Here is a 26,251-nt window from a genome sequence, read left to right as displayed (position 1 = left end):
GCCGGCTGTCGAGCGGTGCGCTCCCGTGGGGCCGGTGCTGGGATCGGAAAGTAGCTGCCTGCCAGAGCGTGGTGCGGCCGGTATTCGTTGTAGAAGGTCTCGAACTCACACTGATTCCAGATCAATGCCCGTCCAGCCGTTCGCGCCGGCAGGTCTGGATCCAGCGCTCCATCGCCCTTGACGATGTGTTACTCCGGTGTCTCGGTCGCGGATGAGGCGCCTGGCGTGGTGCGGACCTCGAAGAAGTCGCATGCCAGCAGGGCGCCCGCCTGGCTGGTTGTGGCGGTCCGCGTCCGGGATCAGGGCGAAGAAGGCGGCGCCGTAGTGGGTCTCACCCGGCGGGTCCACCTCCTTGACCAGCCCGGCCGCCACCAGGAGGTCAGGTGCGGCGCTTGCGGTGGGCTCGGTCATCCCGCTGCGCCGTGCCACCTCGGCCCTGGACGTGGGCGGATCTTTGCGTTCGTCTCTCGCATCGACGTGATGGTTGCGGGTCGGCTGGCCATGCTCCCGATCCTAGTTAAGAATCTTAACCAAAATCGAGTAAGTGTTCTATCGAAGAGGCGATTTGGTATGGACTCCTAACTATTGAAGTTCATTCTTGCGCATTTTTGGGCCTTGCCAAGCAGATATGGGCAATCTAGCCTGCAGATGAGTTAGGAGCCCTTCCTAACTGCACCCCCCGGAGAACCCATGCGAACTTTCTGGCCCCTCGTGGCAATCACCGCGCTCACGTCAGCCCTCATCGCAACCCCCGCCGTCGCCGCCAGTAACTCGGTCACGGTGGGGGAGACCCGCTACGTGGCCACCACAGGCAACAACAACAATCCCGGCACTCTCGCCCAGCCCTGGCGGACCATCCAGAAGGCGGCCGACGCCGCTCCCCCTGGAAGCACCGTCTACATCCGCGGCGGCACCTACAAAGAGTTCGTCGACATGAACGTCTCGGGCTCAGCGACCGCCGGCTACACGGTGTTCCGGAACTACGACTCCACGCCCGTCATCCTGGATGGCAACCAGCGCGCGGGCGAGCTCATCGGCATCGACGGCAAGAGCTACATCGAGATCCGGGGCCTGAACTTCCGCAACGTCCTGGGTTCGCCCTCCGCCGGCGTGCAGGTGTCGACCTGGAGCGGCCCGAGCCATCACATCCGGATCGTCCGAAACTCGTTCAAGAACCTCTACGCCAGCTCCAGCACCACGACCTATCCCCCCAACGTCTACGCCGGCGCCATCACGGTGGCCGGTAGCGACGGGACACAAGCCATCACCAATCTCGAGGTCGACGGCAACACCATTGCCGACTGTCGGACGGGCTGGACCGAGGCCATCGGGATCACCGGCAACGTCGACGGCTTCGTCGTGTCGAACAACACGGTGACCAACACCGGCAACATCGGTATCGACGCCTCCGGCCACTGGCAGATCTCTCCCAACCCGGCCAATGACTTCGCGCGCAACGGCCGCATCGTCGGCAACCATGTCTCCTATTCCAAGAGCCTGGTCGAGGGCGGCGCCGGCATCTACCTGGACGGCAGCTCCAACATGATCGTGGAGCGCAACATCGTGCACAACAACTGGGTCGGGATCGCGGTCGGCGTGGAGGTCCCGAACTCCACCATCAGCGACAACATCATCCGCGACAACCTCAGCTACTCCAACGACGGCTACGGCATCGGCGTCATGGCGTGGTCACCCGAAAACCGGGTCATCCGCAACACCACGGTCGTGAACAACACGACGTTCGGCAACGGCCAGAGCTCCGAGCTGATCGGCGGCTTCGGCGAGATGGCCATCGTGTCGTCGAACAACACCGTGGTGAAGAACAACGTTTTCTACAGCTCGGGTGGGCAGTCCGTCCTCGTCTACACCGACGACAACCCGGTCAACCCGCGGTTCTCGGACAACAGCTACTACTCCTCGTCGAGCGCCTTCTTCGACTGGAACGGCACCCGTTACACGAGCTTCAGCGCCTACCGCACGGCCACTGGAAACGACAACCGCTCGGCTTTCCGCGACCCTCAATTCGTGAACCCCGGCGGCTTCGACTTCCGCCTGAAGGCCGGCTCACCGAGCATCGACGCCACCACGTCGACCTACAACCCCGCACCGGGCGAGCTGGACCTGGACGGTAACCCCAGAAAGCTGGGCACGGCCGTCGACCGAGGTGCTTTCGAGCACTGAGAAGCCGAGTCATGAACCAGTCCGCTACCACGGCCAGCGCGAGCAGGGCATGGTAGCGGACTGCAGTGGGCCTGCTGCTCATGCCCATAGCCGATCATCTGCATAGAACCCGGTTTCGGCGATCCGCCCCGGCATCATCGTGTGGGGACTCTGCCTAACGGGGGCTGACGGGCTTACGTATCGACCATTGCCCAGGAAGACCTGCAGCTCGACGAGGGGCGGCGGCGCTGGCAAGCGCCCCTGAGGGGACCTATAGGAACTGCGAGGCCCGACCTCCGCCGCGGTTGACCGTGATGGGGGCTCATCGCAGATCCTTTACGAGTTCATCAAAGTCCTCGGCTATACCTGTGGGAATGCACCTGCGGCCGGGGCTGCTCCATCGCGGCGCAGCCCGCGGGCATCCACACACTGGCGCAGCCCACGAGCCAGAGCGTCCAGCCGGCTGTCGACCCGTCCGTCACCTGCAAGCCGTCCCTCCCGGAGTTCACCGTCAAGGCTCCGAACGGTCGCTGGTCAACAGTTGCGTGCCGAAGGATCTGTGGGCCTAAGTGGTCGCGCCCGGAAGTCTCTCGGGGGTTGATCTCCGGAGAGCCGCTGTGATGGGGATTCAGTCGCCGAGGTTGGAGACGTAGAGATCGCAGACTAGGTCGAGGGCCTCTTGGGGGTGCCGACGAACCAGGGGGCGGCCTCGTAGCCGCCGTTGCCGGGGTTGTGGATGGCAAGCCCCCAATAGTGCGCTGAACCGCCGTAGCGCAGTCGCATCAGCGGGAGTCGGTCACCGCCGGTGAGCCGGCCTTCGACGTAGCCGAATTGGCCGTGGTAGCGCACATGGACGGCGGCCAGCTGGGGCCAGTGCTGTCTGGCGTGCAGGTGCAGGCACTGGGCCAGGGAGGTTTTGGTGGACTCGGGGATCGCGGGCACGAGGATTATCGTGCCTGACCGGCGTGTCCTGCGGGCGCCCGTGGGGCATGATCGGGCAAGGTCGCGGGTTGTCACCCGATCTCGGTAGAAAGCCCCCCAGATTGTCCGCCCCTTGCGCCCGGCAGATCATCTTGTCTGCCACCGAACGGCGACAGCTCAAGCAGATCGCCTACTCTCGCACTGCCCCCTACCAATTGGTGATCCGGGTCCGGATCGTGCTGGATGCCGCGCATGGATACTCCAACGCCACGATCGCCCGGCGTCGGGGCGTGCACATCGACACGGTCCGGCTGTGGCGGGGCCGCTATGACAGCGAACGGGGCGTCAAGAGTCTGGCCGACCGTGCGCCTGCCGATAATTGCGTCCGTCCAGCTCACGGGCATTTGGGGCTTTTCGTGGCGTGCGCGAGCTCCGGCCCTCAGCAGAGGGAGACGCATGCGGCATGATGATCGGCCGTGCTCCTTCGCCTGGCCTATCTCGCCGTTACAAACGCCTTCACTACGCTGCGGCTGCTACCCATGGGCGATCGGGACAAGGACGTCGAGATACTCGCCCTGCGCCATCAGATCACCGTCCTTGAACGGCAACTCGGCGCCGATGCCAGGGTGAGGTTCGCGCCCGAGGACCGGGCTTTCCTCGCCGCGCTGCTGACATCGCTGCCACGTGAGGTCCTGCGCCGGGTACGGCTGCTCGTCCGACCGGATACCGTCTTGCGCTGGCACCGCGATCTGATGAAACGGCGTCATGCCCGTACCTGCCGGCCGAACAGGGGAGGCCGCCCACCCACGGTCCGCTCCATCCGTGTCCTCATCCTGCGAATGGTTCGTGAAAATCCATCGTGGGGATATCGGCGGGTGCACGGCGAGCTCACTACAGTCGGCATCAAGATCGCCCCGTCCACCGTCTGGGAGGTCCTCAAGCAGGACGGGCTTGAACCGGCACCTGAGAGGGCGTCCACCACGTGGGCCGACTTCCTGCGCTCGCAAGCCGACGGCCTGCTGGCCTGCGATTTCATCGAGACCATCACCTTGAACGGGCAGCGCCAGTACATCCTGGCGGTCATCGAGCACACCACCAGGCGCGTCCGCGTGCTCGGTACCACCGCGCACCCGAACGCGAGCTGGGTCATCCAGGCGATCAAGAATCTGGTGATGGATCTGGAGGATGCGGGCTGCCGGGCGCGCTACCTGATCCGAGACCGCGATGCCAAGTTCCCGGCCCTCATGGACGAGATCCTGTCCGACGCAGGCATCCAGACCGTGCTCACCGGTATCCGGATGCCGCGCATGAACGCGGTCATGGAGCGGTGGGTGCAGTCGTGCCGCCGAGAGCTTCTGGACCGCTGCCTGATCTGGAACGAACGCCACCTGCGGCACGCCCTGCGCGAGTACGAACAGTTTTACAACGAGCACCGCGCCCATCAAGCTCTGGCCCAAGCTGCTCCACTACGCGCCGTCCCGGATCCGATCATCGATCCGAAGCGAATCGATGACCTGAACATACGCCGACGAGATCGGCTCGGCGGGGTTCTCCACGAGTACTCACATGCTGCTTGAACTGCGTGGATGGACTTTTCGGCAGGCGCACTGCTGCTGGTCTTATGCCTGCTCGCCGTGTTGAGCGGGGCGACCTCCCTGGCCACGATCGGCAGGTACGCCGCCGGATGCGCCCCAGACCTCCTGGCCGGATCGGGCTTCCCACACACCATCGCAGGCGGCTCGCGGCCAGCACCCTGGGCCGCCTGCGCGCACGGCTGGACGGCGACGCCCTCGACCGGGCGACCTACGGCTACCGAGCCGTACCGCGTCGCGTGGCCGGCTTTGTCGGCTACGTGGACACTCGCGGGTGGAGCAGGCGTAGGAGCCAGCGGACTATTTGTCCCCTGGTGTGACGGAGCAAGGTTCCGTTTAGAGGCGGCCGAGCGGGGTGAAGCGTTCTTGCCCGCGAGTATGGCGGGATCACAAGGTGGATGCCGGAAAGGTGTTCGGTTGTGGTCTTCTCTTGATCGTCTTCTTGACCTGACCTGACGAATGCGGTCTAAACGATCTACCGCGTGCCCGGTCCGTGCCCAAGAGCAACCAACGAGCGACCATCGGCCGTCTTCTGCTCGCCCCGAGATCGCGAATCGTCGAGAAATGGCAGGTCAGGGGCCATGCGTGCGAGTAGGGCGGGTGGGACTTGAACCCACGACCCACGGATTATGAGTCCGATGCTCTAACCGGCTGAGCTACCGCCCCGCAATGGTGGAGTCTCTCACAACTTAGTGTGTGCGTGGATCGGCCGGCCGGGAGGCGGGGAGATCGTTTCTGAATCGCCATACAACTGGCCGGTCAAGGGTCACGCCCAGCCTGAGGGAGATCCGCCCCCTGTGGCCTCGGGACCGGCTGCCGCTGGCGTCTCGCCGGCAAGACACCCGTGTAAGAAGGCGATCACCTCGATCTCCCCGATCTCCGGCTAGCCAGGAGTCGCGGCCGGGGATCGGGCTGGGTGATCGGGGCCAAGAACGTCCCACCTCAGAGCCCCCACGAGGTATGCCTGGGCGTCATGCCGCAAACGGTCGGGTACGGCAGCGCCTGGTGGTTCTTGCGGTTGACCGGGAGGTTCGCTGTGGGGATACGTCGGTTTCGCGTTGCGGCGAGGGGTGTCTCCCTCGCTTTCCTGCTGGGCCTCGGCGCGTGCGGCACGGTGGGGAAGGACTCCGGAGCGGCGAACGGCGCCGTGGGCACCCTCGCCGAAGGTTTTCGGATCGGCCTGCTGCTCCCCGAGAAGACGACAGCCCGCTACGAGAAGTACGACCGGCCCTCGATCACGCGGGCCGTCGCATCGCTCTGCCCCCGATGCGAGCTCGTCTACAACAACGCCAATCATGATCACGCCACCCAGCGCCGGCAGATCGACGCGTTACTCGGGGACGGTGTGAAGGTTCTCATCCTCGACGCGGTGGACGCCAAGGCGATCGCGCCCTCCGTGGCCAAGGCCAAGGTCTTCGGGGCCAAGGTCGTCGCGTACGACCGGCTGGCCAACGGTCCCGTGGACGCCTACACATCGTTCGACAACGTCGAGATCGGGAGGATGCAGGGCCGGGCGCTGCTCGACGCGATCAGGGCCGGGGGCGACCCGAGGCGCGGGCCCATCGTGATGCTGAACGGCTCACCGGAGGACCCCAGCGCGGCCGAGCTCAAGAAGGGCGCCCATTCGGTGCTCGACGGACGGGTGACGATCGCCAGGGAGTACGACATCCCGGGTTGGAACGCCGCCAAGGCCGCGGACGAGGCCGTTAGCGCCTTCGCCGCTCTCGGACCCGGCAAGGTCATCGGCATCTACTCGGCCGACGACGGCATGGCGGGCGGCGTCGCCGCGGCCATGGAACGCTCGGGCGTCCGCCCCGGAACGCCGCTGACCGGCCAGGACGCCGAACTCGCAGCCATCCGGCGGATCCTGCTCGGCACGCAGACGATGACCGTCTACAAGCCGATCGGCTCCGAGGCGCGCAGCGCCGCCCGGTTCGCCGTCGACATCGCCTGCGGCAAGACGGTGTACGGCACGACCACCGTGGCCAACGGGACGACGGTCTCGATCCCGGCGAGGCTCATCCCACCGGTCCTCGTCACGAGCGCCACCATCGCCGGCACGGTGGTCGAAGACAGCCTCATCACGGCGGCCGACCTGGTCCACCCGTCTGGTCGGAGCCCCGGCCGGCCCGCCGGCGCGTACGGCAGGCGAAGCCCGGCGAGCCGCCGGGCCCCTTAAGACCGGCCCCTTAAGACCGGGCCATTAAGACCGGGCACCTTGAACCGGACGCTCCAAGAAGATCACTCGGAGGGCTCCTCCGTGGAGGGCGCGGGGGCGTCGGAGGGGCGGAGGCGTTCCCAGAGCAGGAACGCGCCGCCGACCACCAGCATGGCGATCCCGGTCCAGAGGTTGATGCGGACCCCCTCCGCCTTGCCGATGGCGTGGGAGTCGTCCAGGAGCCCGGTCACCGTGAGGATCACTCCGTACACGAGGAACAGGCCGCCGATGACGCGGCGGATGTCGAAGAGCCGTTGGGGCGCGGCCATGGAAACCTCCTACAGGAAGGGCAGGTAGAACGCCGCGGCGAGGACCACCGCTCCGGCGCCGAGGATGACCGGGGAGCGATACCAGGCGGTGTCGCCCGAGAGCGCGTCGTCGCTGATGGAGGCGTCGCTGAGGCCGTAGACGAGGCCCCGCAGCTCGCTCTCCGGCTTCGGTGTCGTGGCCAGCGTGACGGCGGCCGACACGAGGATGTCGACGACGAAGGCGATGCCGGCGCCCCAGAAGCTGGCGTTCAGGTCCGTGCCGAAGTCGAACACGCCGGACTTGTAGAGGATGTACGTGGCGAAGGCGGCGGCCGTACCGGAGACCAGGCCCCAGAAGCCCGCCCACGCCGTCATCCGGCGCCAGAACAGGCCGAGGATGAACGTCGCGAACAGCGGCGCGTTGAAGAACGAGAACAGCGACTGCAGGTAGTTCATGATGTTGCTGAAGCCGGACGCGATGAACGCGGTGCCGATGCCGCCGATCACGCCGCCGACGGTCGCGAGGCGGCCCAGCCTCACGTACCACTCGTCCGGGCGGTCGCCCTGGATGTGGGACTTCCAGATGTCATAGGTGAAGACCGTGTTGAAGCCGCTGATGTTGGCCGCCATGCCCGCCATGAAGGACGCGAGCAGGCCGGTCACCGCGATGCCGAGCACGCCGTTCGGCAGGAACTCGTCCATCAGCAGGGGGATCGCGTCGTTGTACGCCGGTCCGCCGTCCTTGCCGAGATTGTTGAACAGCACGAGCGCGACCAGGCCGGGGATCACGGTGACGGCGGGGATCACCAGCTTGGGGTACGCCGCCACGATCGGGGTGAGCCGGGCGGCGTTGGTGTTGCGCGCCGACAGCGCCCGCTGGACCTCGGCGAAGTTGGTCGTCCAGTAGCCGAAGGAGAGCACGAAGCCCAGGCCGAACACGATGCCGATCCAGTTCGAGCCGAGGGGGTTGTCCGCGCCGCCCGCCTGGGCCCAGGTGTGCAACCCGCCGTCGCCGAGCACGCTCTGCCGCACCTTCTCGCCGAGACCGGAGAAGCCGCCCACCCTGATGAGGCCCAGGACCACGATCGGGACGAGCCCGGCGACGATGACGAAGAACTGCATGACCTCGTTGTAGATCGCCGAGGACAGCCCGCCGAGCGTGATGTAGCCCAGCACGATCGCGGCCGAGACGACGATCGACAGCCAGAGCGGCCAGCCCAGCAGCGCCTCCATGACGAGCGCCAGGGCGTACAGGTTGATGCCGGCGATGAGGATCTGCGCGATCGCGAAGGTGGCCGCGTTGAAGAGCTGGGTCGCCCCGTTGAACCGCCTGCGGAGGAACTCGGGGACGCTGTGCACCTTCGAGCGGTAGTAGAACGGCATCATCACGATGCCGAGGAACACCATCGCGGGGACGGCGCCGATCCAGTAGTAGTGCACGGTCATCAGGCCGTACTGCGCGCCGTTGGCGGCCATGCCCAGGATCTCGATGGCGCCGAGGTTGGCCGACATGAACGCCAGTCCGGTGATCCACGCCGGGAGGGACCGGCCGGAGAGGAAGAAGTCCAGGCTCGTCCGTACGGCACGGCGCGCGGCGAAGCCGATGCCGAGCACCACCAGGAAGTACAGCGCGAGGATCAGGTAGTCGAGCGCGTTGACGTTGAGCCGCAGATCCTGTGCGGCGAGCAAGAGGGGATCAGCCACGTGACGCCCGCTACCCTCCCGAGGTCACCTCTCACCAGGGCGAAGGCTCTATACCCAATTGTGACGAAGCCCCAGCCCGGTGGGAGGCGGCCCTGAGTGGCGCCGGCGCGAGCGGGTAGGCGAGGGAAGGAACACTCAGACAGCGAAGCAGGGAGGAAACGTCATGGCTGGCGCACCCAACCCGATCGAGCTGCAGAAGCACCTCAAAGGCGTGGATTACCCCGCCGGCAAGTCCGACCTCGTCCAGGCGGCCCGCGATCACGGCGCCGGCGATGACCTGGTCAAGGCCCTGGAGAAGATCCCGGACAGGCAGTACGACGGTCCGAACGCTGTGAGCAAGGCCGTGACCGAGGCCAGCTGACCGAGGCGAACCAACAGAGGCGAACCAACAGAGGCGAACTGAACACGTCACACTGAACACGTCGAACCGGCTACGCCGACGGGCGCGGGCGGCCGCCGACCGGCCTATGGGGTCCAGACGGCGCTGGCGGGCTCGGCGAGAGCCGCGGCGTGAGCCAGCCCGGCCTTGTACGCGGGGCCCCACAGAGCCGGGTCGAGGACGTTCTCGCCGAACACGGCGGCCGCCGCCTCGTCGGGCTGGATCAGGAGACTCCGGGGCGTCCCGGCGGCGCGCAGTTCGGCCTCGAGCGTGGCGCGCGGGGACAGGTGACCCAGAGGTTCCAGCACGACGAGTGTGCCGGCCCCGGCGGCCAGGTCGGCGTTGGTGGGGGAGCGGACCCCGCCGTCCACGTAGCGCCTGCCGCCGATCTCGACCGGAGGGAAGACCATCGGCACCGCGCAGCTCGACGCCACGGCGAGCACCATGGGCGCGCCCGAGGCCTTGTCCCAGACGATGAACTCGCCGGTCTCCGCGTCCACGGCGGTGATCTGGAGATCACGGTCGGGCCACTCCTTGATGGGGAGCCGCTCGCCGATGGCGGCGATGCGCGCCGCCTGGTGGTCGACGGGCGCGGCGAGGGCCATCTGACCGACCCTGCGCCGCGCCTCCTGCGGCTCCAGGCTGGGGTCGAACAGGATGGCGAACGCCTGCATCACCCCGTCGAGGTCGACCACCGGCGGCGGGCCGGTGTCGACGGCCACCTGATGGGCGATGGCCGCCTCCAGGTCGGCTCCGGTCGCGATGAGGGTGCCGATCACGGATCCGGCCGAGGTCCCGACGATGCTGTCCGCCGTGCCCAGGTCGACGCCCTCCCGGCGAAGCCCCGTGACGATCCCGGCCTCCCAGGCGATCCCGGCCACTCCGCCGCCGCCGAGCACGAGTGCGCTAGTCATATCCCCGATTATGTGTGACGGGATCTTCGGGGGACACCGCCCCGGACCGGTCGTACCAGCCGGTAGCGTGAACCTGCACGAGAGCCCGGCCGGGCGGAGCGAAGGCCGATGAGAAGGTGGCGCACGATGGCGATCGGGGTGTACGTCGCGGCCGGCGACGCCAGGAGCAACAAGGGCGCCATCGCGCTGGGCATGATCGAGCTGCTGTCCCGCCAGGTCGGGAGCGTGGGCGTGTTCCGCCCCGTGGTCCGCGCCGGCCGCGAGGACAACCTGGTCAACACGGCGCGAGCCCGGTTCGGGATAAGCCTGCCGTACGACATGTGCGTGGGGGTCGCCTACGAGGACGTGCACGCCGACGAGGAGCGTGCGACGGGCGACATCATGGCGAGCTACCGGGCCCTCGCCGCGCGGTGCGAGGCCGTGGTGGTGATCGGCACCGACTACACCGACGTGGGGGCGCCCACGGAGTTCGCCTTCAACGCCGGGCTGGCGGCGAACCTCGGAACTCCGGTCGTCAACGTCGTCACCGGGCTCGGCCGCACGCCCGACGACATCGCCGCGGCCGTCGAGATGTCCGGCAAGGAGCTGGCGGACAAGCACGCGACCGAGCTGGCCGTCGTGGTCACGCGGGTCGCGCCGGAGATGGTGGACGCCGTCACGGCGCGGGTCCCGGACGCCGCCGTCCTGCCCGAGGTGCCGCGCCTGTCCGCGCCGACGGTGAGCGACCTGATGGCCGCCTGCGACGGCACGCTCTTCCGTGGCGACGAGGGCCAGCTCGGCCGGGAGGTCGGCGCGCTCATGGTGGGGGCGATGTCGCTGCCCAACATCCTCGACCGGCTCACCGAGGGGGCGGCCGTGATCGTCGCCGCCGACCGGGCCGCCGCCCTGGTGCCCGGCCTGCTCGCCGCGCACCGGGCGCCGACGTTCCCCGTCCTGTCGGCGATCATCATGAACGGCGGGATGCCGCTCCCGGAGACGGTGTCCCGGCTGATCGACGGCATGGACGTCGGCCTCCCGATCATCGCGACCGACGGCGACACTTTCGACACGGCGACCCGGCTGTCCGCCGCCGAGGGCCGCTTCAGCCCCGACGCCACCGGCAAGATCGACACCGCGCTCGGGCTGTTCGCGGAGCACGTCGACACGGCGGCGCTGCTGCGGCGCCTGCGGGTCACCAAGTCCGCCGCGACGACGCCGCTGATGTTCGAGTACGACCTGCTGGAGCGGGCCCGCGCCGACCGCCGCCACATCGTCCTGCCGGAGGGCGCCGAGCCGCGGATCCTGCGCGCGGCCGACAGCCTGCTCCGCCGGGGCGTCGCCGATCTCACGCTGCTCGGCGACGAGGCGGAGATCCGGTTCGCCGCGGCCGAGATGGGCCTCGCGATCGACGCCGCGAAGGTGGTCAGCCCGTTCGATGCGGAGCTGCGCGAGCTGTTCGCCCAGGAGTACGCGCGGCTCCGCGACCACAAGGGCGTGACCGTCGAGCAGGCCCGTGACACCGTGACCGACGTGTCCTACTTCGGCACGCTGATGGTCCACCTCGGGCTCGCCGACGGCATGGTGTCGGGCGCGGCGCACACGACGGCCCACACCATCCGCCCGTCCTTCGAGATCATCAAGACCTCGCCGGGCGTGGGCATCGTGTCGAGCGTGTTCTTCATGTGCCTCGCCGACCGGGTGCTGGTCTACGGCGACTGCGCCATCGTCCCGGACCCCACGGCCGAGCAGCTCGCCGACATCGCGATCTCGTCGGCCGCCACCGCCGCCCGGTTCGGCGTTGAGCCGCGCGTCGCGATGCTGTCCTACTCCACCGGCGACTCCGGCGCCGGCCCCGAGGTCGACAAGGTCCGTACGGCCACCGCCCTCGTCCGCGAGCTGCGGCCCGGCCTGCCGGTCGAGGGGCCGATCCAGTACGACGCGGCGGCCGAGCCCAGCGTGGCCAGGACCAAGATGCCGGACAGCCCGGTCGCCGGGCGGGCCACGGTCTTCGTGGTCCCCGACCTCAACACCGGCAACAACCTCTACAAGGCCGTGCAGCGGAGCGCGGGCGCGGTGGCGGTCGGGCCGGTCCTCCAGGGCCTCCGCAAGCCCGTCAACGACCTCTCCCGGGGGGCCACCGTCAACGACATCGTGAACACCGTGGCGATCACCGCCATCCAGGCCCAGGCGCGCGAGCAGCGGGAGACCCGATGACGGGAGACGCGATGACCGGCCAGGACGGCGACGCCGGGCACACAGGGCAGCTCGTGCAGTTCGGGCAGTTCGGGCGGGACGGCGACGCCGGGCACGCTGGGCGCGTCGGGCAGGTTCTCGTGCTCAACAGCGGGTCGTCGTCGATCAAGTATCGGCTGATCGACATGGGTGCCGCGAGCCCGGCCGGCACGGGCGAGAACGGCGGGCTCGTCGAGCGGATCGGCGAGGAGACGAGCGTCCTTGTCCACGGCGGCGTGCGGGTCGAGCGGCGGTTCGCCGACCATGAGGAGGGGCTCAAGGCCGTCCTCGCGGCGTTCGCCGAGTACGGCCCGCCGCTCGACGGGGTCGGCGCGATCGGCCACCGGGTCGTCCACGGCGGCAGCCGCTTCGTCGAGCCCACGCTGATCGACGACGAGGTCGAGCGGGCGATCGAGGAGCTCGCACCCCTTGCGCCGCTGCACAACCCGGCCAACCTGAAGGGCCTCCGGGTGGCCCGGCGGGCGTTCCCCGGGCTGCCGCACGTCGCGGTCTTCGACACCGCCTTCCACGGCACCATCCCGCCGCACGCGCGCACCTACGCCGTCCCCCGCGAGTGGACCGAGAAGCTCGGCGTCCGCCGGTACGGTTTCCACGGCACATCCGCCGCGTACGTCTCCCGCCGTGCCGCCGAACTGCTCGGCAGGCCGTACGACGAGGTCAACACGATCGTGCTGCACCTCGGCAACGGGGCGAGCGCCACGGCCGTCCGGGGCGGGCGGAGCGTGGACACCTCGATGGGCCTGACCCCGCTCGCGGGCCTCGTCATGGGCACCCGGTCGGGAGACGTCGACCCGGCGCTCCCGGCGTACCTGAACAGGGTCGCCGGGATGGACCTCGCCGAGATCGACGAGGCGCTGAACAAGCGGAGCGGCCTGCTCGGCATGTCCGGCGCGAACGACCTGCGCGAGGTCTGGAAGCTCGTCGACTCCGGCGACGAGAACGCCCGGCTGGCCATGGACGTGTACGGCTACCGCCTTCGCGGCTACATCGGCGCCTACTACGCGGCGCTCGGCCACGTGGACGCGATCGTCTTCACGGCCGGCGTGGGGGAGAACGACGACCGCACCCGCGCCCTGGCCGTCACCGGGCTGTCGCGCCTCGGCATCGAGGTCGATCCCGCCCGCAACGCCGCGCACTCGAAGGAGCCGCGGGTCGTCTCGCCCGACGGCGCCGAGGTGACGGTGCTGGTCGTGCCCACCGACGAGGAGCTGGAGATCGCCCGCCAGACCGCCGCCCGCGTGGCCGGTCCGCTCGCCTGAGAGGCTCGCTGACTATCCTGTTGCTGGGGGTGAGCACGTGGCGACTGCCGACGACAGGCGTGCGGACAGGGAGCAGGGCATGTGGTCGGTGGTGCTCGGCTGGCGCGAGCGCGTGCGGGCCAGGCCCGGCGGACGGCTGACTCTGAAGATCCTCATCGGCGTGATCGGAGCCGCCCTGGTGATCGGCGGCCTGATCATGGTGCCGTTCCCCGGCCCTGGCTGGCTGGTCGTGTTCGCGGGCCTCGCCGTGCTCGCGACCGAGTTCGCCTGGGCCTCCCGGGTGCTCGACTTCGCCAAGGACAAGGTGACGGCCACCACCGACTGGCTGATCCGGCAGAACTGGGCCGTCCGCATCGTGGCGGGCACGCTGACCCTGGCTCTGGCGGCCGTCATCGTATGGGGGGCGCTCAAGCTGACGACCGGCATCGACCTGCTCCAGGAGGCCCGCGACCTGCTCGGCTGAGTTCCAGGAGGCCCGGACCTGTCCGGCTGAGCCGTACTCCGCGAGTGTCAGCGCGCGGCGGCCGCCAGGCGGCGCACGGCCAGCTCGGTGAACAGCGTGGCGCCGTCCGAGAGGATCTCGTCGTCGAAGACCGCGCCCGCGGAGTGGTTGGACGGGGCCGCCGCCAGATCCTGGCCGGCCGGGCACGCGCCGACGACCAGGAAGGCCCCCGGCACCTCCTCCAGGACGAACGAGAAGTCCTCCGAGCCGGTCGCCGGGTGGGGCATCGGGAAGAACCTTTCCTCGCCCAGCGCCTCCCGCACGGTCTGCGCCGCGAAGTCGGCCTCGGCCCGGTCGTTCACCGTCACCGGGTAGCCGATGCCGAACTCGCACTCCACGGTCAGCCCGTGGGCCTCGCCGATGCCGCGCGCCAGCCGTACGGCGCCGTCTCTGACGCGGTCGCGCGACTGGGCCGAGAAGGTGCGGATGGTGGCCTCGAAACGCGCCTCGTCGGGGATGACGTTGTCGGTCGTGCCCGCGTGGAAGCTGCCCACGGTCACGACGACCGGGTCGAAGACGTCGAACGTCCGCGTCACGTGCGTCTGGAGCGCGGTGACGATCTCACAGGCGGCCGGGATCGGGTCGAGGGCCCGGTGCGGAGAGGATCCATGCCCGCCTCTGCCGCGAACGGTGACCATGAGCGTGTCAGCCGCCGCCAGCACCGGGCCGCTCCTGGTGAGGAACAGGCCGCGCGGGATCGTCGTGGAGAAGACGTGCATGCCGTACGCCGCGACGGGCCTGGACCCGGAGGCGTCCAGCACTCCCTCGTCAATCATGATCTTGGCGCCCTCCTGGCCCTCCTCGCCGGGCTGGAACATGAACACCACGTCTCCGGCCAGCTCGGCGCGCCGGTCGGCCAGCAGGCGGGCGGCCCCCGCCAGCATCGACATGTGCAGGTCGTGGCCGCAGGCGTGCATCCGGCCGTCGACGACCGAGCGGTACGGCACGTCGGCCTTCTCATGCACCGGCAGGGCGTCCATGTCGGCCCGCAGCAGGACCGTCGGGCCCCGCCGCGACACAGGGCGTGACCCGCGCAGCACGGCGGTCACGGACGACAGCCGCTCACCTGTGGTGATCTCCAGAGGAAGGCCGCCGAGCGCCTCCAGCACCTTCTCCTGCGTGCGGGGGAGGTGCAGACCCACCTCGGGCTCGCGGTGCAGGGCACGGCGCAGCTCGACCAGCTCATCCTGAAAAGTCATGACTAATTCCAATCCACAGGGGGTGCCTTACCCTAGGATGCCGCCGTGATCCTGGAAAACGTGACGCGCTCCTCCCGAGGACCGGCCGCCGTCCTCACCGGCCTGTCGCTGATGGCCGCGACCATCACCACCAGCACAATCACCGCCACCGCCGCCACCGCTGCTGCCGCAACGCCGGCCGCCGCCGAGAGCGGGCGGGATGTGCGTCTGCCCGGGACCGGCGTGACGCTGCACGAGCGCTCCGGCGACCGGGCGTGGGTCAGCGCGTTCAGCGTGGACCGCAAGAACGGGAGCTACGCTCGCAGCGGCAGCCGGTTCGTCCGCAAACCGGGCTACTGGGAGTTCACGGTGGCGCCCAAGGGACACCGGGCCCTGGGCGTCCCCACCAACTACGTAAAGGGCCACGACTCCGTCGACATCGTGAACCTCGCCTCCGGCAAGAAGGTCTCGATCACGACCGTGAAGGCTCCTTTCATCGCCGAATACGGCCTGTGGTCCAGGGACGGCCGCGCGGTGCTGCTCACCGTGAAGAAGAAGGTCAAGAAGAAGTGGGTCCCCACGGGCTTCGTCACGGTCGACGTCGAGGCCGGGCGGGCGCACGGCGTGGACCTCGCGAATCTCGACAAGGACACCGTGTTCCAGTGGGCCCCGGACGGCTCCGTGATCGCCGACAAGGGCGATGACGTGGTCTTCTACGACACCGACGGCAACCAGACGAGCACCTTCGGCGGAGTGGGCTGGACGGTCGGCGGCGAGGACGCGTTCTCACCGTCCGGCAAGCGCCTCGCGACCTGGTGCCCGGAGAAGGTCAGCGCCGACATCTGCCTGTGGGACGCCGGCTCCGGGGACAAGGTGCGCCAGATCTACTTCGCCGCCGAGCAGGTGTGGGGGTGGTGGGACGACACGCACCTCATCGCCGTGCGGAAGAATGGCGGCCGATTCCAGTCCGTCCTGATCGATTTCAGGGGAAAGGTCACCCGGGTCCTGGCCGACATCAGCGCGACGGCCTGGAAGAAGGACCGCGTCTACCTCAGCTACACCCGCAGATAGCAGGAGGCCCTTCAGCAAGAGGTCGAGGGCCGTCAGCCAGAGGTAGAGGCCCCGTAGCTAGAGGTAGAGGCCGGTGCCGTGGTCGGTCTGCTGGGTGGCGACGGCGTGCAGGTCGCGCTCGCGCATCACGAGGTAGATCTGGCCCTGGACCTCCACCTCGTACTGCTCCTCGGGGTTGAACAGGACCTTGTCGCCGGTCTTGACGGCGCGGACGTTCGCGCCGGCGCCGCAGACCTCGCCCCAGACGAGCCGGTTGGCCATCTTGACGGTGGCCGGGATGACGATGCCCGCGCTGCTGCGCCGTTCCTCGGTCTCCTGCTCGACCTTGACCATGACGCGGTCGTGGAGCATCTGGATCTCGAATTTCGGGTCAGCCACGGTGGCAGTTTACGCGCCGGCGGGAGCAGCGCCATCCCGGGCGGGAAGGTCAGCCCTGGCCCATGGCGAGGTCGTGGCCGGTGCCGAAGCGGCGGTAGACGCCGCCCGTGCCCCACTTGAGGACCTGGAAGGTGACGTGGACGGTGTTGGACCTGACGCCGGAGAGGTCGGCCATCATCTCCTCGGAGAGGTCCACGATCGCCGGGATGTCGTGCTGGGCGACGGCCCACTCGGCCGGGCCGAAGTCCTCGACCACACCGATCGCGCTCCTGCCCTGATAGGTGATCTTCACGGTCGTGCCGAGCGGCCAGTAGGGGCTCGCGATGGTCTGGTACCGCATCGGGCTGCCGGAGGCCGTCTGGGCGTCCCAGAACGAGGTGGCGGTGCACTTCCCTGACGGAAGGGCGGGGGCGGCGGGGGTCGCGACCGGAGGCGCGGGAGGCGTCTCGACAGGCGGGGTGATCGTCGGCACGTCGATGGGCCGGTTGATCACAGTGGGGGACTGAGGAGCCTGCAGGGGCGTGGCCTCGGCCGCTGTTGACGCTCCCACGACCAGCGTGATGCCGGTGACGACCGCGACCATCGCCTGACGGGCTCGCTTGTGCATGTGGTTCCTTTCGCGTCGATCGCAAACGGGGAGCCGCCGTCGCGCACGGTCTCCCGGCCTGGCGGGACACTGCGCGGTGCCTGATCCGGGGCACGACGGAACGGCCCGGCACGGGGGACTGCCGGGATGGGGTCCGGTGCCGGGGACAGTCCGCTTCCAGGGGGTGCGGAAGATGACGGCTTTGCGATATGGGGCTTTTGTTACGAGGGAGGTGACGTGAGTGACGAGTATAGGGAAAGGGAGAGTAAATAGGACAAACCATGACAAAGCCAAGGTAGATCCTCGGCTATGGAAGGATCAGCGGACGGCATTCGACGGCTGGAGCTGGATCAATGAGCCCCGCGACTGGCACGCCGGCGTCGATCACCATCGCCCACCATCGCCCTCGAACGCGCCGGGGACGCCGTCACGGTCCGGTACGGTCTCGACGGCGCCGAGCCGGTGACCATGCTGAGGCTCGCCTACTTCCCGCCGCACGCCGCCGCGTTCGCCGGCGCGATGTGCGCGGCCCCGACCGGCGAGGGCTTCGAGACCCGCTTCAGCCGCCTCGCCGTCACCTGACGCGCGGCAGGGCCAGCTCCGCGTAGACCGCCTTGTGGTCGGTCGCGGGCACCTGGCGGACACCGAAGGACCGGACGGTCACGCCCGGCCCCACCAGGACGTGGTCGAGCGTGACCGGTGGGATGCCGTGGCCATCGATGCTCCACGGCATGTACGGCCACGTGGTCGAGAGGCCGGCGCCCGTCGCGTCGGCGGCGTCGCGGTAGCCCAGACCGAGCAGGCGGCGGACCCGTGCGTGGTCGAGCGTGGCGTTGAAGTCCCCCGCCAGGATCCGTACGGCCCCGCCGGGCGGCGGGAGCGCGGCGAGGCCGTCGGCCCAGCATCGCTGCCGCTCCGGGATGCGGGGAGCGCACGGGTGTACGGAGACCACGTCCACCGGCCCCGCGCCGGGCACGTCCACGATGGCCCGCGCCTGACCGAACCGGCCGAGGTCGATGGCCTGCTCCGGCGTCACTGGGAAGCGCGCGTAGATCCCCGATCCGGCCGCGCCGGGCCGCGAGCGGTCCACCTTGTACGGCAGGAGCCGCGTCAGACCGGCCTCCTCCAGCTTCGTCACCGCCTGAGGGGTCAGCTCCTGCAGGGTGAGGACGTCGGCGTGGAAGGTGCGGACGAGGTCGATCACAGCCGCCGGGGAGGCGCCGCCGTACCGCAGGTTGGAGGCGACCACCCGCAGCGCCGTGCGTCCTGTGCCTCCAGCCCCGTTCGCGCCGGGGGGCTCGTCCGCGCCGGAGTCGCCGTCCGGGAGCACGCGCGGGAGGACGCAGGCGGCGAACACCGCGGCCACCGCCAGGCTCGCGGCCAGCGCGGCCCAGCGCCGCGAGACCAGGGCCACGAGCACGGGGGCGGGCGAGGCCAGAGCGACGTAGGGCGTGAACGCCACGAGTTGCACCCACCGGAAGTGCACATCCCCGGGGACGAGGCGCAGCGCGGCCCAGACCGCGAATGGAAGGACGACGAGCCAGGCCACCACGCTCATCCAGCGCCGCCGTCTCGGACGCTCCGCCCGCGAGGCCTCCGTGGCGCCCGGCACGGCGACCGCCGGGGCGTCGGCCGGGGTGTCCGCCGTGGAGTCCGCCGTGGAGTCCGCCGTCACCAATGGTCTCCTCATCGTCGCCATGATCGCGCATCGTATTCGGGGAAGGGCCGCTTCTGCCGGGAATCGCTAGAAACCCATACAGTCGCCGCATGAACGACGTCACAGGCAGGACCAGCAACGCGGCCCGGACCCTGGAGGCCCGGGTTCTGGATGCGATCGACGAGGCGGGAACCGTACGTCTGCTCGCCGATCTCGTCCGGGTGCCCAGCATCACGGGAACCGACGCCGAGTCGGACCTGCAGGACAGATGCGCCCGCCTGCTGGCCGAGTCGGGCCTGGACGTGGACATGTGGAAGCTCGACCTCGACGCTCTGCGCTCAGGTGAGGGCTTCCCCGGCACTGAGGCGGACCGGTCCGAGGGCTATGGCGTCGTGGGCACCACCGAGGGCGACGGGGAGCCCGCGCTGATCCTCCAGGGACATGTGGACGTCGTGCCGACCGGAGACCTGGCCAAGTGGGAGGGACAGGACCCGTTCGGCGCCCGCCTTACCGGCACGACCCTGCACGGGCGTGGCGCGTGCGACATGAAGGCCGGTCTCGCGGCCAACCTCGCCGTCGTGCGCGCGCTGCGCCAGGCAGGTGTACGGCTCGCCCGGCCGCTTGCCCTGCACTGCGTGGTGAGCGAGGAGGACGGCGGGCTCGGCGCGTTCGCCACGCTGGCCCGAGGGCACACGGGCGAGGCGGCGGTGATCACCGAGCCGACCAGCGGGAAGATCATCACCGCTAACGCCGGGGCGCTCACCTTCCGCCTGGAGGTCGCCGGAAGGGCCGCCCACGGCGCCACCCGATACGAGGGTGTCAACGCGATCGAGGCGTTCTGGCCGGTCTTCCAGGCCCTCCGACGGCTGGAGCGCGAGCGCAACCGCGACGTGGACCCGCTCTTCGCCGGGAACGCCCTGCCGTACCCGATCGAGGTCGGCACGGTGCGGGCGGGCGACTGGGCGAGCAGCGTCCCGGACCTCCTCGTGGCGGAGGGGCGCATGGGAGTCCGGCTCGACGAGGACCCGGCCGACGCGCGGGCCGCTCTCGAAGGCGCGCTCGCCGAACTGGACGATCCGTGGCTGCGGCGCAACCCGGTGGCGGTCACCTGGCCGGGCGGGCAGTTCGCCAGCGGCCGCCTCCCCGAAGGCCATCCACTGCTCGGCGAGATGGCCCGGGCGGTGGCCGACGTCACGGGCGGCGACCCCGGCACGACGGCCGCGCCGTACGGGAGCGACCTGCGGCTCTACGCGGCGGGAGGCGTGCCGGCGCTGCACTACGGCCCGGGTGACGTCCGCTTCGCCCACGCGCCGCGCGAGCAGGTCGATCTGCGCGAGCTACGCGACGTGACGCGGGCCCTCGCCCTCCTGGTGCTCCGCCGCTGTGGAGTACTGGTGGACGCCCTCGTGGATGTCCGGCAGAGCGGATACAGCGCCGTCTAACGAGGAACCCGGGCGTTTTACGCCCGGGAGGAACCGCCTTCTGACCCCCGCGTCTCAAACGCTCGGACATCAATCTGGGCGTTCTGGGTCTCGACGGAGCGAGCGGCACTGCTCGATGCTCCCGACAACACTCCCGGCAACCTGCGACTTCGGCCTCGCCGCGGGGGCGAGAAGCTGTCTACATGCTCGTGACGGAGGCGATCTCGTTGAGCGGGAACTCCAGGTAGTCGCCGGCCTCCTCGCACCAGGCGTCGAGGACGCCGCTGCGCAGTTCCCCGTGGCTGACCGTCGCCGTGACGCCGTCGGAGAGCGTGATCAGCGCTCGGACGTCGCGGTCCACGACGAAGCCGAGCAGCGACTGCTGCGCTGTCGGCAGCCGGGTCGCCATCCGGCCGATGACGGCCCAGGTCTGCACGGTCTGGGTGGTCTGCCCCTTCTCGCCGGAGCGCCCGGACCCCGCGCTGACGAGCAGCCGCTTGGCGTGCTCCCTTGGGTCGGGGGGCGGCTCCACCAGAGTGGCGGGCGGGTCGAGCTCGGCGACGCGTCCGCCGGGAAGAAGGATCAGCCGCCCGGAGCTCGGCTCCCGGCGGATCGTGATCTCGCCGGTGTCGTCGACCGGCACCGGGGCGTAGCCCGCCTCGCGCAGGGCCGCCAGCGTGGGCGTGGCCTGCGCCGCGCTGGCGAGCACGGTCGGGGCCAGCAGCCGGAGCCCGAGCTTGGCGAGCCGCCGGTGCGCGGCGATCTCGGCCAGCAGCGCGGGATCGGAGCCCTGGATGATGCAGCCGACGGCGGACACGGTGACCTCGCCGTGCCGCCGTGCCGCGTCGCGGATGAGGTACGTCAGGGGCTGCGGAAGCGTGCCCACCTCGGCCAGGGCGGCGAGCAGGGAGTCGGCGGTCTCCCCGCCGTCCAGTGCCCGCCGTACGCTCGCCGCGCTGAACCGCCACACGGAGGCCGCTCCCTGCGACTCCCGGTCGGCGGCGCGGTCGAGCAGAGACGCCAGCTCGACCGACGGCGGCCCGGTGACCACGGCGGTGAGGTCGCCGCCGAACAGCGCCGTGCGCTGCGCGCTGGCGAGGGCCCGGGTCGAGCACTTGACGAGCACCGGGTCGTGCTCCACTTCGGGCACCGTGTCGTCGCTCTCGTCGCCCGCGACCGAGGCGAGCGCGGACAGGGCCCGCCCCAGCTCCGTCAGCGTGTCGTGCGCGCAGAGGCCCAGCAGCCTGGCCTCTTCGAGGATTCCGGGCGTGCAGTCGGCGAGAAGCTGCCGGTCGAGCAGCGGGGCCCGCCAGTGGACCGACTGCACGAGCTCCTGCAGGGTCGCGAAGCCCTTGCCCTCCGGGATCTCGGCGAGCGCGCCGATCACCGCCCGGCGAATCCTGGCGATGGTCTCCCCGGCCGGGTCGTCGCCCAGAACGGCCGGGTAGCGGCCCTGGACGCGCCGCAGCGACGCGCGCTCCATCCGCCACCAGGCCGACAGCAGCACGCGGAGCCGGGCCGGGGCGTCCTCCAGCCGCCAGGCGTCGAACCGTTCGGTCGGGACGAGCCCGCCCGCGTCGTCGTCGAGAGCGATCAACCGGGCGACGGTGGAGACCTCCAGGAGCAGCCGGGTCTCCTCCTCCGAGCAGCCGGTCTCCTTGGCGACCCGCTTGACCTCGCGGACGCCGACACCGCCGTTCTTGAGCAGCGGCAGCGGCGTCTTGTCCGCGTTCTCCAGCAGCGCGGCGGCCCGGTCGAGCACGTGCGGGGCGGCCAGCGACATCGCGTGTTCCACGGCGCCGGGGTCCACCTCGGTCATGGCCAGGTCGGGGGGATAGGGCGTGAACGCGCCGTGGTAGTCGGGGCCGCGCAGGGCCAGCGCCACCTCGCGGGGCATCTCCGCGACGTCCCACTGGGTACGGAAGATCAGCCCGCGGTCGAGGGCCCACTTCTCGGGGGTGCCCGGCGTGATGAAGCGGTTGCCGTCCACGCTGCGGACCGGGCCGTCCCAGGCGAAGCCGTCGAGCATCTCCATCGTGCCCTCGGGGGCCTCCCGGATGAGCGCGCCGAGCCGTTCGGTGTCGCCGAGCAGCGCTGTCAGCTTCGCGGTGATCTGGCGCTTCCCGCCCTGGACGGGCAGGTCCAGGGTGCGGCAGATCCGCCGCAGCCCCTCGGTGTTGAGCATCCAGGAGTCGAGATAGGCGCCGAGCGGCTCGCCCAGCCCGCACGGGGCGGTCCACCAGCGGGCGACGGCTCCGGCGAGCGTGATCCTGCCGTCGGGGCCGGGCCAGGCGACCGCGTGGTCGTAGAGGCGGTCCAGCCAGGGGATCACCTCGGAGGTGCTCACGCCGAGGAAGCGGGCGAGTTCGTCCTCGGTCGGGCGGCCGCCGATGACGAGGCAGGCCTGCAGGAGCTCCAGGGGCGGGAGGGGGAGGCCGCGCATGACCTCCATGATCGCGAAGCTGTTGCCTAGCCGCTGCGCGAGCGCGTCGAGCCGCCGGGGCCACGGCGCGGCGATCGCGTCCGGGCGGTTGGCCAGGACGCGGGCGAGTCTGTCTTCATCGAGAGTTGTCAGCCAGCCGATTAGGTGATCGTCCATCACAGATCTCTCGGGAGTCTCAGGAAGCCACCGTAATGCAGATCACACTCTTGACGGGGTCCGCGAGCCAGAATACTGCCCCCCGTTACGAACCCCGAGATCACGATATTCTCCGCCGATCGCTGCGAAACGGGCATGCCGTCCGGTCATTACGGTTCGATCTCAGCACATCCTGGTCTGCCGTGCGGACGGTTCGCGTGATATAGCCCCATCGGCCAGAGGGCGCTCCCGTGCATTCCGGGCTGCACGGGAGCGCTCCCCGGCGGATGGACCCATCGCGGCGACAGGCAGATGTGGCCAATCGGATAGGTTCTGCGGGCCGGGCTGAGACGTCCGTAGGCGCGCGGAGAGCCGCTCAGCCCGACAGGACCGCCCACACCGCCTTGCCCTGCGGGGCCAGCGGGCACCAGCCCCAGCGGACGCTCAGCGACTCGACGATGTGCAGTCCCAGACCGCCCGGCTCGAACGGCGAGGGGTCCCGGAGCACGGGCTCCGCCGATCCGGGGTCGGTGATCGCGCAGGTCACCAGCGCGCCCCGGCGGATCAGTGACAGCCGGATGACCTCCCGGGCGCGGGGCGCGCTCAGGACCAGGCCGTGCCGCAGGGCGTTGGTGGCCAGCTCGGAGACGACCAGCTCCATGCCGTCCTGCAGGTCGGTCATGTCCCAGCCGGCGAGGGTCCCCGCCGCGAAGCTCCGCGCCGAGTGCACGGATTCCGCCTTGGGGAGGAGGACGAAGGTCGCGCTGGCGGTGACCGATCCGGGATCGAGGAGATCACGTGCGGGCTCCGGCCACCAGCCGATTGGGGGCCACCAATCGAGCGCCGACCACTGGTTCTGGCCACGAGTCAGGTTCGTGGACTGCACGAGATCATGATGGTGGACACTCCTGTGCATGTGCAAGAGCGAATGCACGTGCACGGGGTTGGTGCAACCGCTACGGTTACCCCGACACAATCCCGGGACGAAAGGGGGCGATCTTTGACAGACTGTGAACCAGTCCACAAAGCGGAGGAATAGCACGTGTCGATAGATCCGCCCGGATCAGGCTCCACCGTTCGGCGAATCATGCTCGGCGCCAGTCTTCGCCGGCTGCGCGAGGACCGCGGGCTCACCCGCGAAGTCGCCGGGTTCCACATCCGTGCCTCGGAGTCGAAGATCAGCCGGATGGAGTTGGGCCGGGTCGGGTTCAAGACACGTGACGTCGAAGACCTGCTCACGCTGTACGGCGTCCACGACGACGCGGAACGGCGTGGCCTGCTGGAGATGGTCCGCGAGGCGAACACGCCTGGCTGGTGGCACAAGTACGGCGAGGTCCTGCCGAACTGGTTTGTCACCTATGTCGGACTAGAGGAGGCCGCGAGCGTGATCCGCACCTACGAGGTGCAGTTCGTGCCCGGCCTGTTGCAGACGCAGGCGTACGCCCGGGCGGTGGTCCAGCTCGGGTATCCGGACGCTCCCAAGGCCGAGATCGACCAGCGTGTGCATCTGCGCATGCAGCGGCAGGAGCGGCTCACGGACAAGGACGGTCCCAGGCTGTGGGCCGTCGTCGACGAGGCCGCGCTCAGGCGGCCCATCGGAGGGGGAGCGGTCATGCGTGAACAGCTCCAGCACCTGCTGGAGGTGGCCACGCTGCCCAACATCACCCTGCAGGTGATGCCCTTCCGCTTCGGGATGCACGCGGCCGAGGGTGGCGCGTTCACGATCCTCCGCTTCCCGGAGTCCGACCTTTCGGACGTGGTCTACGTCGAGCAGCTGTGGGGTGCCCTCTACCTTGACAAGCGTGAGGACATCGATCCCTACCTCACGGCTATGGAGCAGTTGTGCGTGGAGAGCACAACTCCCGGGGGCACCGCCGAGATTCTCGGCGAATTTCTCAGAGAGATATGAATGCAGACATATAACGGGATGCCCGCAACTGACCTCACCGGGGTCACCTGGCGGAAGAGCGTCCACAGCAACTCGACCGGCAACTGCGTGGAGCTCGCGGAGCTCCCCGACGGCAGCGTGGCCGTACGGAACTCGCGTTATCCCGAGGGGCCGGCCCTGATCTACACCCGCGACGAGATCCGGGCGCTGGTGCTCGGGGTCAAGGACGGCGAGTTCGACGGCCTCCTGGTGTAACGCCGTATTAACGCCGCGCGGACGCGCGTAACAGCGCCGCGCAGCCGGCGTAACAACGATCCGGCAGATTAGGTCCTTGAACGCTGAAACGAGGGGGCCGGTCGTGTTGGACCAGATGACTCTTTATCCGGTGGCCGACGACGTGCTGTTCGCGCCCGGCGGCCGCGTGGTGATCCGCACGTACGGCGTGGCATCGGCGGCCGATCCGGAAGACGGGGCGCCGCGGACGGTCGCCTACCGGACCTGGGTCACCGGAGTGCGCGACCAGCCTCGCTACTGGCGATGGGGCCATTTCGAGGACGCCCGCCGCGGCCACCGCAAGGTCCTCGAATGGCTGACGGGCCGCGGGCCGCAACCCAAGCCGGTCGCCGCCACCTCCTGAGGAGCGGACGAAGACGGCACCTACGGACCGTCCCGGCAGGCCGCGCGCCTATACGGGGCTACGGGGCTACGGGGGCGTTCCAGCGGAGCAGGACGGCCTCCTCGTGTTCGTACCCCAGAGCCGAGTAGGTGCCGGTGTCCAGCCGCAGGTACCGCCCGTACGCGGCAGGCAACCCCAGCCATCGGGCGGCCAGCACGCGGAGGAAGTGGCCGTGGGCGACGATCAGCACGTCCCCGCCGGCCGACCGGATGCGCGCGATGACCTTGTCGGCCCGCTCGCCGACGTGCTCGACCGTCTCGCCGGGGTGCGCCTCGTCCCCGGGGACGATCCCGTCCCGCCAGACGTACCAGCCCGGGCGGGTCCCGCGGATCTCGGCGGTGGTCACGCCCTCGTAGCCGCCGTAGTCCCACTCCCACAGGTCGGGGTCCACCTCGTAGGACTCGACCCCCGCGAGCTCCGCCGTACGGCGGGCCCGCTGGGCGGGGCTCACGAGGACCAGGGAGAAGACGCGGTCCTTGACCACGCCGGCCAGTGCGCGCGCCTGCTCCTCTCCTCGCCCGGTCAACGGCAGGTCGGTCCGGCCCGTGTGCCGTCCCGCCCTGCTCCACTCGGTCTCGCCGTGTCTCAGCAGGATGACTTCCATAGGCAAACCATCATGCCGGTACGGCTTCCGCCCGCCGAACCCGCCCGCCGTCCGCCCCGGGGCGGTCCAGTAGGGTCGCGGCGGG

The 26,251-nt window shown here is 69.7% G+C and carries 26 protein-coding genes and 1 tRNA gene; 15 read left to right on the top strand and 12 right to left on the bottom strand.

The window, feature by feature from the left end:
- Positions 1–690: 690 nt before the first annotated feature.
- Entirely contained in the window at positions 691–2,181 is a 1,491-nt protein-coding gene (locus ABH927_RS25965; RefSeq protein WP_370025674.1) for a right-handed parallel beta-helix repeat-containing protein, read from the top strand.
- Positions 2,182–2,823: 642 nt separating this feature from the next.
- Here the strand turns inward: ABH927_RS25965 and ABH927_RS25960 are convergent.
- Positions 2,824–3,177: a hypothetical protein gene (locus ABH927_RS25960; RefSeq protein WP_370025672.1), complete on the bottom strand. Its 354-nt coding sequence runs from the start codon at positions 3,175–3,177 to the stop codon at positions 2,824–2,826.
- On the opposite strand from ABH927_RS25960, the gene ABH927_RS25955 reads away from it, so the two are divergent.
- The 3 genes from ABH927_RS25955 to ABH927_RS25945 all read left to right on the top strand — a co-directional run bounded on the left by ABH927_RS25955 (position 3,150) and on the right by ABH927_RS25945 (position 4,993).
- Positions 3,150–3,548, top strand: coding sequence for a helix-turn-helix domain-containing protein (locus ABH927_RS25955; RefSeq protein WP_370025670.1), 399 nt, complete (start codon positions 3,150–3,152; stop codon positions 3,546–3,548). The two genes, ABH927_RS25960 and ABH927_RS25955, sit on opposite strands and share 28 nt — an antisense overlap.
- Positions 3,549–3,557: 9 nt before the next feature.
- On the top strand, positions 3,558–4,658 hold the full coding sequence (locus ABH927_RS25950) for an integrase core domain-containing protein (protein ID WP_370025668.1): 1,101 nt from the start codon (positions 3,558–3,560) through the stop codon (positions 4,656–4,658).
- 107 nt (positions 4,659–4,765) lie between these two features.
- Positions 4,766–4,993: a hypothetical protein gene (locus ABH927_RS25945; RefSeq protein WP_370025667.1), complete on the top strand. Its 228-nt coding sequence runs from the start codon at positions 4,766–4,768 to the stop codon at positions 4,991–4,993.
- Positions 4,994–5,265: 272 nt separating this feature from the next.
- On the opposite strand, the gene ABH927_RS25940 is transcribed toward ABH927_RS25945, so the two are convergent.
- Positions 5,266–5,339: transfer RNA gene (locus ABH927_RS25940), tRNA-Ile, on the bottom strand.
- Positions 5,340–5,709: 370 nt separating this feature from the next.
- On the opposite strand from ABH927_RS25940, the gene ABH927_RS25935 reads away from it, so the two are divergent.
- The gene (locus ABH927_RS25935; protein WP_370025665.1) at positions 5,710–6,852 is read left to right on the top strand and encodes a substrate-binding domain-containing protein; all 1,143 of its coding nucleotides are present in this window, start codon (positions 5,710–5,712) and stop codon (positions 6,850–6,852) included.
- Between the two features lie 62 nt (positions 6,853–6,914).
- Here ABH927_RS25935 and ABH927_RS25930 read toward each other — a convergent pair whose 3' ends face one another.
- Both ABH927_RS25930 and ABH927_RS25925 read right to left on the bottom strand, forming a co-directional pair.
- Positions 6,915–7,160, bottom strand: a complete 246-nt coding sequence (locus tag ABH927_RS25930; protein WP_370025663.1) for a hypothetical protein — start codon at positions 7,158–7,160, stop codon at positions 6,915–6,917.
- Positions 7,161–7,169: 9 nt separating this feature from the next.
- Complete coding sequence (locus ABH927_RS25925) at positions 7,170–8,843, bottom strand: sodium:solute symporter family protein (protein ID WP_370025661.1); 1,674 nt, start codon at positions 8,841–8,843, stop codon at positions 7,170–7,172.
- 163 nt (positions 8,844–9,006) lie between these two features.
- Between ABH927_RS25925 and ABH927_RS25920 the strand changes: the two genes are divergently transcribed.
- Positions 9,007–9,204, top strand: coding sequence for a DUF2795 domain-containing protein (locus ABH927_RS25920; protein ID WP_370025659.1), 198 nt, complete (start codon positions 9,007–9,009; stop codon positions 9,202–9,204).
- Positions 9,205–9,308: 104 nt separating this feature from the next.
- Here ABH927_RS25920 and ABH927_RS25915 read toward each other — a convergent pair whose 3' ends face one another.
- Positions 9,309–10,136 (bottom strand): patatin-like phospholipase family protein, encoded by an 828-nt coding sequence (locus ABH927_RS25915; protein ID WP_370025657.1) that lies wholly within the window; start codon positions 10,134–10,136, stop codon positions 9,309–9,311.
- Positions 10,137–10,262: 126 nt separating this feature from the next.
- Between ABH927_RS25915 and pta the strand changes: the two genes are divergently transcribed.
- Genes pta through ABH927_RS25900 form a run of 3 tightly spaced genes read left to right on the top strand, consistent with a single transcriptional unit; the run spans position 10,263 to position 14,090 of the window.
- Positions 10,263–12,329, top strand: a complete 2,067-nt coding sequence (gene pta / locus ABH927_RS25910; RefSeq protein ID WP_370025655.1) for a phosphate acetyltransferase — start codon at positions 10,263–10,265, stop codon at positions 12,327–12,329.
- Positions 12,326–13,627 carry an acetate/propionate family kinase gene (locus tag ABH927_RS25905; protein WP_370025653.1) on the top strand — a complete coding sequence of 434 codons (1,302 nt, stop codon included), beginning with the start codon at positions 12,326–12,328 and terminating at the stop codon, positions 13,625–13,627. The genes pta and ABH927_RS25905 overlap by 4 nt, the downstream gene beginning before the upstream one ends.
- 37 nt (positions 13,628–13,664) lie before the next feature.
- A complete protein-coding gene (locus ABH927_RS25900; RefSeq protein ID WP_370025651.1) occupies positions 13,665–14,090 on the top strand; it encodes a TIGR02611 family protein in 426 nt (141 codons plus the stop codon).
- A gap of 47 nt (positions 14,091–14,137) precedes the next feature.
- Here the strand turns inward: ABH927_RS25900 and ABH927_RS25895 are convergent, their stop codons facing one another.
- The gene (locus ABH927_RS25895; RefSeq protein WP_370025649.1) at positions 14,138–15,328 is read right to left on the bottom strand and encodes a M20 family metallopeptidase; all 1,191 of its coding nucleotides are present in this window, start codon (positions 15,326–15,328) and stop codon (positions 14,138–14,140) included.
- A gap of 45 nt (positions 15,329–15,373) precedes the next feature.
- Between ABH927_RS25895 and ABH927_RS25890 the strand changes: the two genes are divergently transcribed.
- On the top strand, positions 15,374–16,378 hold the full coding sequence (locus tag ABH927_RS25890; protein WP_370025648.1) for a hypothetical protein: 1,005 nt from the start codon (positions 15,374–15,376) through the stop codon (positions 16,376–16,378).
- 57 nt (positions 16,379–16,435) lie between these two features.
- On the opposite strand, the gene ABH927_RS25885 is transcribed toward ABH927_RS25890, so the two are convergent.
- Together ABH927_RS25885 and ABH927_RS25880 are read right to left on the bottom strand one after the other, a co-directional pair.
- The gene (locus ABH927_RS25885; protein WP_370025646.1) at positions 16,436–16,756 is read right to left on the bottom strand and encodes a co-chaperone GroES; all 321 of its coding nucleotides are present in this window, start codon (positions 16,754–16,756) and stop codon (positions 16,436–16,438) included.
- Between the two features lie 49 nt (positions 16,757–16,805).
- Positions 16,806–17,363, bottom strand: coding sequence for a hypothetical protein (locus tag ABH927_RS25880; RefSeq protein ID WP_370025644.1), 558 nt, complete (start codon positions 17,361–17,363; stop codon positions 16,806–16,808).
- A 345-nt stretch (positions 17,364–17,708) separates the two neighbouring features.
- Between ABH927_RS25880 and ABH927_RS25875 the strand changes: the two genes are divergently transcribed.
- Complete coding sequence (locus ABH927_RS25875; RefSeq protein WP_370025699.1) at positions 17,709–17,924, top strand: DUF1349 domain-containing protein; 216 nt, start codon at positions 17,709–17,711, stop codon at positions 17,922–17,924.
- Here ABH927_RS25875 and ABH927_RS25870 read toward each other — a convergent pair.
- Positions 17,917–19,032 carry an endonuclease/exonuclease/phosphatase family protein gene (locus ABH927_RS25870; protein WP_370025642.1) on the bottom strand — a complete coding sequence of 372 codons (1,116 nt, stop codon included), beginning with the start codon at positions 19,030–19,032 and terminating at the stop codon, positions 17,917–17,919. The genes ABH927_RS25875 and ABH927_RS25870 overlap by 8 nt on opposite strands.
- A 77-nt stretch (positions 19,033–19,109) precedes the next feature.
- Between ABH927_RS25870 and ABH927_RS25865 the strand changes: the two genes are divergently transcribed.
- Entirely contained in the window at positions 19,110–20,441 is a 1,332-nt protein-coding gene (locus ABH927_RS25865; RefSeq protein WP_370025640.1) for an ArgE/DapE family deacylase, read from the top strand.
- Between the two features lie 178 nt (positions 20,442–20,619).
- On the opposite strand, the gene ABH927_RS25860 is transcribed toward ABH927_RS25865, so the two are convergent.
- Entirely contained in the window at positions 20,620–23,019 is a 2,400-nt protein-coding gene (locus tag ABH927_RS25860) for a helicase-associated domain-containing protein (protein WP_370025638.1), read from the bottom strand.
- Positions 23,020–23,374: 355 nt separating this feature from the next.
- Positions 23,375–23,884 carry an ATP-binding protein gene (locus tag ABH927_RS25855; RefSeq protein ID WP_370025636.1) on the bottom strand — a complete coding sequence of 170 codons (510 nt, stop codon included), beginning with the start codon at positions 23,882–23,884 and terminating at the stop codon, positions 23,375–23,377.
- Positions 23,885–24,085: 201 nt separating this feature from the next.
- On the opposite strand from ABH927_RS25855, the gene ABH927_RS25850 reads away from it, so the two are divergent.
- From ABH927_RS25850 to ABH927_RS25840, 3 genes are all read left to right on the top strand, one after another.
- On the top strand, positions 24,086–24,907 hold the full coding sequence (locus tag ABH927_RS25850; RefSeq protein WP_370025634.1) for a helix-turn-helix domain-containing protein: 822 nt from the start codon (positions 24,086–24,088) through the stop codon (positions 24,905–24,907).
- On the top strand, positions 24,908–25,141 hold the full coding sequence (locus ABH927_RS25845) for a DUF397 domain-containing protein (protein WP_261582766.1): 234 nt from the start codon (positions 24,908–24,910) through the stop codon (positions 25,139–25,141).
- Between the two features lie 103 nt (positions 25,142–25,244).
- Positions 25,245–25,523, top strand: coding sequence for a hypothetical protein (locus ABH927_RS25840; RefSeq protein ID WP_370025631.1), 279 nt, complete (start codon positions 25,245–25,247; stop codon positions 25,521–25,523).
- Positions 25,524–25,581: 58 nt separating this feature from the next.
- Here ABH927_RS25840 and ABH927_RS25835 read toward each other — a convergent pair whose 3' ends face one another.
- Positions 25,582–26,166, bottom strand: a complete 585-nt coding sequence (locus ABH927_RS25835; protein WP_370025629.1) for a histidine phosphatase family protein — start codon at positions 26,164–26,166, stop codon at positions 25,582–25,584.
- Positions 26,167–26,251 lie beyond the last annotated feature (85 nt).

The sequence above is a fragment of the Planotetraspora sp. GP83 genome (assembly GCF_041262585.1).
Taxonomy (GTDB): domain Bacteria; phylum Actinomycetota; class Actinomycetes; order Streptosporangiales; family Streptosporangiaceae; genus JAOEGB01.
The sequence above is the reverse complement of the archived record's forward strand: the minus strand, read 5'-3'. Positions and strand labels throughout refer to the sequence as shown.

Excerpts from the sequence above, each read along its gene's own strand:
- ABH927_RS25965 (WP_370025674.1), top strand. The coding sequence starts at position 691 with ATGCGAACTTTCTGGCCCCTCGTGGCAATCACCGCGCTCACGTCAGCC.
- ABH927_RS25955 (WP_370025670.1), top strand. The coding sequence starts at position 3,150 with ATGATCGGGCAAGGTCGCGGGTTGTCACCCGATCTCGGTAGAAAGCCC.
- ABH927_RS25945 (WP_370025667.1), top strand. The coding sequence starts at position 4,766 with ATGCGCCCCAGACCTCCTGGCCGGATCGGGCTTCCCACACACCATCGC.
- ABH927_RS25930 (WP_370025663.1), bottom strand. The coding sequence starts at position 7,160 with ATGGCCGCGCCCCAACGGCTCTTCGACATCCGCCGCGTCATCGGCGGC.
- ABH927_RS25920 (WP_370025659.1), top strand. The coding sequence starts at position 9,007 with ATGGCTGGCGCACCCAACCCGATCGAGCTGCAGAAGCACCTCAAAGGC.
- ABH927_RS25915 (WP_370025657.1), bottom strand. The coding sequence starts at position 10,136 with ATGACTAGCGCACTCGTGCTCGGCGGCGGCGGAGTGGCCGGGATCGCC.
- pta (WP_370025655.1), top strand. The coding sequence starts at position 10,263 with ATGGCGATCGGGGTGTACGTCGCGGCCGGCGACGCCAGGAGCAACAAG.
- ABH927_RS25905 (WP_370025653.1), top strand. The coding sequence starts at position 12,326 with ATGACGGGAGACGCGATGACCGGCCAGGACGGCGACGCCGGGCACACA.
- ABH927_RS25895 (WP_370025649.1), bottom strand. The coding sequence starts at position 15,328 with ATGACTTTTCAGGATGAGCTGGTCGAGCTGCGCCGTGCCCTGCACCGC.
- ABH927_RS25880 (WP_370025644.1), bottom strand. The coding sequence starts at position 17,363 with ATGCACAAGCGAGCCCGTCAGGCGATGGTCGCGGTCGTCACCGGCATC.
- ABH927_RS25870 (WP_370025642.1), bottom strand. The coding sequence starts at position 19,032 with ATGAGGAGACCATTGGTGACGGCGGACTCCACGGCGGACTCCACGGCG.
- ABH927_RS25865 (WP_370025640.1), top strand. The coding sequence starts at position 19,110 with ATGAACGACGTCACAGGCAGGACCAGCAACGCGGCCCGGACCCTGGAG.
- ABH927_RS25860 (WP_370025638.1), bottom strand. The coding sequence starts at position 23,019 with ATGGACGATCACCTAATCGGCTGGCTGACAACTCTCGATGAAGACAGA.
- ABH927_RS25850 (WP_370025634.1), top strand. The coding sequence starts at position 24,086 with ATGCTCGGCGCCAGTCTTCGCCGGCTGCGCGAGGACCGCGGGCTCACC.
- ABH927_RS25845 (WP_261582766.1), top strand. The coding sequence starts at position 24,908 with ATGCAGACATATAACGGGATGCCCGCAACTGACCTCACCGGGGTCACC.
- ABH927_RS25835 (WP_370025629.1), bottom strand. The coding sequence starts at position 26,166 with ATGGAAGTCATCCTGCTGAGACACGGCGAGACCGAGTGGAGCAGGGCG.